Genomic DNA, 6,422 nt, shown 5'->3' on the forward strand with positions numbered 1-6,422 from the left:
TCCGGTAAGGGGCTGATTGCTCACTCAGATAGTAAGAATACGTGTACCAGATTTCAATAATGGGTTGACTCAATTATTGAATGAGTAATTATTGGAGCTCTGGTGCCGTTAGGGTTGCCAAGTTTCCTGACCCTCACTCAGATCGACCATTATATGTGTCATTCCCTGGATCTGTCGGTTACTTGGCAACCTCTGACGGTGAGGTTTCACCTCGACTTTGGCGTAGAGTGTACAGGGACTTACGGTGCAGGCCTGCTAAGGTATCTACAACAATTTGATATCAAAATTTTAGAAGTCACCTCACCTGACAAAACAGTTAGGCGCAAACGTGGTAAAGACGACACAATTGATGCGGAAAATGCAGCACATGCAGCCTTTGCTGGTATACGCACTGTGACCCCCAAAACTCGTGATGGCATGGTGGAGTCGTTACGAGTTCTCAAGTTATGCAGAAAAACCGCCATTGCAGCTCGTCGTATCGCACTGCAAATGATCCACATGAATATTATCTCTGCACCAGAGGCGATTCGTGAATTACTACGCACAATGACTCGAATGCAATTAATCCGTACCCTTGCTGCCTGGCGACCAGATCTGAGTGGGTATCGCGATATATCAACTGCATACAAAATTGCATTGAAATCTCTGGCACGACGATATTTGGAGTTACATGATGAAATTGCGGATTTGGATGTGATGATTTCAGTCATTGTTGATGAATTAGCCCCCGAACTGATTGCAGGCAAAGCCATTGGATATGAATCTGCGGCACAGCTACTCATTACCGTAGGAGACCCAGAGCGCCTGAAGTCTGAAGCCAGCTTTGCGGCGTTGTGGGCTATTTGTCACCAGCACAATTTACGCAGCAATACTATGCAAATTTGCTTGTTGCTTAAACCAATGGACTCCATTTTGACAGCACATATCAGAATGCTAAATCTCGCACAGAGATACTAGCAAAATAACCACGATCCTGACCCCTTTTTTGAGAAGCGGACGTAAACGGGGAAAAATACATTTATATTGATGATATTATGTAAATTTCGGATAAATTGCGCCCGGCTTAGATTGAGCTGGGAGCTAATCTCCAGAGTTCCTTGAAGAAAGTGGGTGGATTTTTCTATTTTTTCGTAAAAAATTAATAATCATGTGAGGTATATGAAAAATCAATCGGTGTACTCTAATGATTCTATCCCCTGATCTAGATGCAATGAGAGTTTCGTTTAGCCTCGTCCAAGAAGAATTCATGATCTCCACGCTGCTTTTCTCTGCAGCACCAGAGCCATCATGACGAAGCTCGTTCTAGGACCCATACTACGCTACGTCGGAGAGACCGATGCCACGATTTGGGTGGAGGTCAATGCTGCGTGCGAGGTCGAGATCCTAGGCCGTTGTGCGTCGACGTTCGAGGTAGAAGGCCACCACTATGCGCTGGTCTACATGACCGATCTGCAGCCCGCGACGCGGCACGAGTACAGCGTGCATCTGGATGGAGACAAGGTCTGGCCAGAACTAGACTCTTCTTTTCCACCCAGCGTCATCCGCACATTCGATTCGCATGCCAAGCTGCGAATCGCATTCGGATCATGTCGCGTGGCGATGCCGCACGAACCGCCCTTTACGCTGACGCACCAGAAGGATGCAGCGCACGGGTTCGAAATCGATGCCTTGCGCGCACTGACCTTCCGCATGCGTGCCCAACCGGAAGAGCAATGGCCGCACGCATTGCTGATGTTGGGAGATCAGATCTATGCCGACGAAGTCTCTCCCGAAATACGAGCGTGGATATCGACACGACGCGATATCAGTCAGCCGCCCGGCGAGGAGTTGGCAGATTTCGAGGAATTTACTCAACTCTACCGAGATTCTTGGGGTCAGGCGGATATCCGTTGGCTGCTGTCGACTATTCCCAGCATGATGATCTTCGACGACCACGATGTCAACGACGACTGGAACATCTCCCACGGCTGGGTGCAAGACATGCGTGCCAAACCTTGGTGGCAACGACGTATCGTCGGGGCATTCATGTCGTATTGGGTCTATCAGCATTTGGGCAATCTGTCGCCGGCAGAACTACACGAAGATGCGCTGTTCAAGCAGATTGACGATGCCCGTCGCGAAGATTTCGGCAGTCGATTGCGCGAGTTAGCCATGCGAGCAGACAAGTTTCCGGACAGCTATCGCTGGAGTTTCCATCGTGATTTCGGCGACGTGCGCCTAGTGGTCGTAGATTCACGTGCGGGACGAATGCTGGCGTCCGATCGCAGAGACATGCTAGACGAGAATGAGTGGCAATGGATCGAGTCGCACGTGAGCGGCGACTTCCGACATCTGTTGATTGGTACGTCGCTGCCCGTATTCATGGGCCCCGGCTTTCATTACCTTGAAGCTTGGAACGAGGCGGTTTGCAATGGCGAGTGGGGATCGTGGTTCATTAATATCGGCGAACGAATCCGCCGCAAGCTGGATCTGGAACACTGGTGCGCATTCGGAACATCATTCCGGCGGATGGTTGCCTTGATCCGCTCCGTGGCAGCCGGAGAACGGGGTCGGACACCGGAAACTATCACTGTGCTGTCCGGCGATGTTCATCATGTTTACCTCGCTAAGGTAAAATTTTCTGGCCCAGCGCTCCCTAGCATGGTCTATCAGGCAGTGTGTTCACCCTTCCGTAACCCGCTCGGTGTGCGGGATCAACGGATTATGCGCGCGGGTTGGTCCGTAATGGTCGGTAAAATGGCCAGGGGCTTGGCGCGCATGGCTGGTGTGCGTCAGCCTGAGGTGGACTGGCATCTGTGTCATCCTGAACCTTGGTTCGACAACCAGGTGGCGACGTTGGAGCTATCCGATCGGCAGGCATTGTTGCGCTTCGAGAAGAGCCTGCCAGCCGAGGACGCATCGCCGCAACTACAGCAAGTGTTCGAGCATCGATTGGATAAGTACTGACTTCACCGATCAAGGGAGCGACAGGAGCGGTAATTAATGCCACGCTGATTGAGTCAGTGGCACGCTCCAAAAAGGTTATCCTGCTTGAGGTGGATGCCGAAGGTAAGACGGTTCAATTTGAGGCTGGCAGCCAACTGGGAGTCCCTGTATTGAAGAACAAAGCGCGGATCCGGAGGCGACCTGGCTTAAAAAGGCAGAAGTCGCAATTTGGCTCCCGCAGTTACCGGGTAGTCGACACGCGAGACTGCTATGTGCGTCGGGTTCACACTGCCTCTGCCAAGCAGAGCGAAATGATGCATCGCGCGTAGAAGAGCAAACCGCTCTCGGCACGGCAAAAGTCTACGCCTAAATTATGCTGAAAAGCATCTGTATGAATCTAAAAAACCTGCCAACAAAATTCTCAGGGACAAGCCTATCAGGGGGTAGTCCGTCCAAATGCTGCATAAGGGGGAGACTTCCCTTTAAAAAGAGGAAAAAACCTCACTTTTTGCCAAAATGACACGCATAACACTTGTCATTTGAACATTTCTCCTATTATCACAGCAAATTTATGCAGGTGTGCAAAGGCCTTTTTAATACTGTGGATGTTTATGTTTCTCTATCAAATTAGAACTACAAAATTTGCAACTGCTACTGCAATCCTCATACAGCATCATTAGAAATGCTTCTAAGGCTTTCGGGTGCGAATATGCTTGACGTAATTATCATCAGTATGTTTGAATATTGAACATATTTCATAATAGGATTAGCAATGTCAAATCGTGGTGGAAAAAGAGAAAATGCAGGCAGGCCGCGCGGCCAGGGTAAATATGGTGAACCGACGATTGCCATGCGCGTGCCGGAAAGCCAGGGAGCTATCATTAAAGAATTTCTGGGTGCGTATCAGCAAAAAAGAGCGGGGGCGGATCGCGAAGCTCCGAATGTAGATGAGTTTTTGATTCCTGCTATTAGCGATCAGCCAACCCGGCTACCGCTTTTTTCTACCAAAGTCGCTGCAGGTTTTCCAAGCCCGGCGGATGATTATGTCGAAAAGCGCCTTGATATCAGTGAGTTTCTTATCGATCACGCTGCCTCAACCTTCTTCGTTACGATCAAGGGAGACTCGATGATTGATGTGGGTTTGTTACCGGGTGACAAGGTTGTGGTAGATAGATCCAAGACTCCAGATGTTGGCGATATTGTACTTGCAGTGGTCGATCGGGAATTCACCATCAAAATCCTTGATTATGGCGCGAATAAAATGCCAAGGCTTATGCCCGCCAACTCGTCAGGTCCTTACAGACCCATTTACATTCGTCCCGATACGCAGTTTGAGATTTTTGGAGTAGTAACAGGATCATTCCGTCGGTTCAAATGAGTACATTGTTGCCGTGTTATGTATTGCTTGATCTGGAAACAACAGGAGCTACTCCCACTCAAGATCGGATTACTGAGATCGGCCTGATTCGCTATAAAAACGGCATTGAAGTCGGCCGCTGGAGTACGCTCCTTAACCCGGAAGTCAGCATCTCACCTTTCATTCAGCGATTGACGGGTATTACTCAGCATATGCTAACAAACGCTCCGACTTTTTCAGAAGTTTGCGATACGTTGCTGGAATGGCTGGATGATGCGGTGTTGTGTGCTCATAATGTGCGTTTCGATTATGGTTTCCTCAAAAATGAGTTCAAGCGTCTTGACATTACATTTCAGAAAAAACTCCTTTGCACGGTTAAACTTTCAAGAAAACTATATCCTCAGCATAAAGGACATGGTTTAGATGCCATCATAGAAAGATTTAAACTGGTATGTCAGAATCGTCACCGTGCGATGGGTGATACAGAAATGATGGCGGCATTTATTGATGCTGCCTTCAATGAATTAGGTGAGCATTCTGTTCAGGAAGCCGCTCTAGCCATACTAAAACAACAATCCATTCCCCTCCATGTTGATCATCTTGAGATTCATGCGATTCCAGACACCTTCGGCGTTTATTTATTTTATGGAGAAAATGCCTTGCTGTACGTGGGCAAAAGTGTCTCTTTGAGGGCCCGGGTACTCAGTCACTTTCAGGCAGATCATAGCTCGGCCAGAGAAATGCGAATCGCTCAAGAAATCAGGCGAATCGAATACCGTATCACGGGTGGAGAGCTGGGGGCATTGTTATTAGAATCTCGTTTGATCAAGGAATATCAGCCTATTCATAACCGGCAACTGAGACGGGAGCGACAATTATGCGCCTGGCAGGTTTCGGACAATCCCAATGCAAAACCTTTGGTCACTTTGATTTATGAAAGCGATCTCGACGGCAGCAGCTTCGATAATGCATATGGCACTTTTAAAACAAAAAGACAGGCATTGCAGATTTTAAATAAGCTCGCAGATGAGGAGGGACTATGTGATAAAGCATTAGGATTGGAAAAAGGCTCTGGCATATGTTTTTCTCATCAGTTGAAACACTGCCAAGGCTTATGTGCTGGCAAGGAAACTGCAGAACTACATCGGTTACGCCTTCTTACAGCCTTAAGTCGCTACAAGTTATTAGCGTGGCCGTTTGTCGGACGAATCGGAATTAAAGAATATAATCCCGCTAATGATATGACCGAAGTACATGTCTTTGACCAATGGTGTCATTTGGGTACAGCCAAAGATCATCAGGAATTGGATGAATTATCAGAACGTCCCTGTTTTGATCGGGATACCTACCGCTATCTGCTGAAATTCATTAACCGGAAACAAGTTGAGATCATAGCGCTACATGAACATTAACAACCGTTCTATTGCGCTAATCGATGTAAATAACTTCTATGCTTGTCAGCTTTTCTATGAATATAAGCAAACCTATGGTTATCGGCGGTTATCCGATGCAATAAACGAAGCCGGAATGAAATCGGGGCATTATCAAGTTCGTCATTTGATGGCTCGGCCAGTGTTGAAGGCACGCTATTCTAAACGTTTCAAGGTGGCTACTGACAGCAATCATAACGAATTGATTTCCCAGGTGCTTTAGATCAAAAATTCGAGGTCGTTTCTTCAAACCAAGTCTGGACGATGGACATTACTTACGTTTGGACGCCACATGGTTGGCTTTATATGGCAATTGTGATGGACTTATTCTCTCGTCAAATTGTCGGTTGGGCCATTGCCGATCACATGAGGACATTCTTGCGTGTTAGCGCGTTACCAATGTTTTTGGCGAAGAAAACCGTAGCCTGGATTACTCTATTATTCCGATAGGGGAGCCAGTATGCAAACCGTGAATCGTCAGTACTTAAGGGTAATGAAAATGGAGCAAAGCATGAACCATAAAGGATGTTGCTACGATAATTCGCCAACAGAACGACTCTTTCGTAGCCTTAAACACAGAACAACTGTTCTACCAAAAATTCGAAAATAAGGAAGCAGCAAAACTTAGTATTATTGACTGTGTTGCTTTTTTACAATGGAAAACGTATTCACTCTAAATTAGACTATCATTCCTCTTTAGAATATAAACG

5 protein-coding genes and 1 pseudogene are annotated in these 6,422 nt (G+C 47.3%); all 6 read left to right on the plus strand.

Translation table 11 applies throughout. The annotated features are described in order from the left end of the window. Nucleotides 1–219 precede the first annotated feature (219 nt). Nucleotides 220–843, plus strand: a pseudogene (locus tag C7H79_RS16020) (transposase); the annotation flags it as partial. A 444-nt stretch (nt 844–1,287) separates the two neighbouring features. Beyond that, nucleotides 1,288–2,946: an alkaline phosphatase D family protein gene (locus C7H79_RS16025; RefSeq protein WP_106708260.1), complete on the plus strand. Its 1,659-nt coding sequence runs from the start codon at nt 1,288–1,290 to the stop codon at nt 2,944–2,946. 751 nt (nt 2,947–3,697) lie between these two features. Next, nucleotides 3,698–4,303: a LexA family protein gene (locus C7H79_RS16035; protein ID WP_106708261.1), complete on the plus strand. Its 606-nt coding sequence runs from the start codon at nt 3,698–3,700 to the stop codon at nt 4,301–4,303. Beyond that, nucleotides 4,300–5,694 (plus strand): exonuclease domain-containing protein, encoded by a 1,395-nt coding sequence (locus C7H79_RS16040; RefSeq protein ID WP_106708262.1) that lies wholly within the window; start codon nt 4,300–4,302, stop codon nt 5,692–5,694. The genes C7H79_RS16035 and C7H79_RS16040 overlap by 4 nt, the downstream gene beginning before the upstream one ends. Then, nucleotides 5,684–5,935 carry an IS3 family transposase gene (locus tag C7H79_RS16045; RefSeq protein WP_106708263.1) on the plus strand — a complete coding sequence of 84 codons (252 nt, stop codon included), beginning with the start codon at nt 5,684–5,686 and terminating at the stop codon, nt 5,933–5,935. The genes C7H79_RS16040 and C7H79_RS16045 overlap by 11 nt, the downstream gene beginning before the upstream one ends. Then, nucleotides 5,914–6,162 carry a DDE-type integrase/transposase/recombinase gene (locus C7H79_RS19595; RefSeq protein ID WP_374058027.1) on the plus strand — a complete coding sequence of 83 codons (249 nt, stop codon included), beginning with the start codon at nt 5,914–5,916 and terminating at the stop codon, nt 6,160–6,162. Before C7H79_RS16045 ends, C7H79_RS19595 begins: the two co-directional genes overlap by 22 nt. Nucleotides 6,163–6,422 lie beyond the last annotated feature (260 nt).

The organism is Nitrosomonas supralitoralis (genome assembly GCF_003011925.2).
Lineage (GTDB): Bacteria > Pseudomonadota > Gammaproteobacteria > Burkholderiales > Nitrosomonadaceae > Nitrosomonas > Nitrosomonas supralitoralis.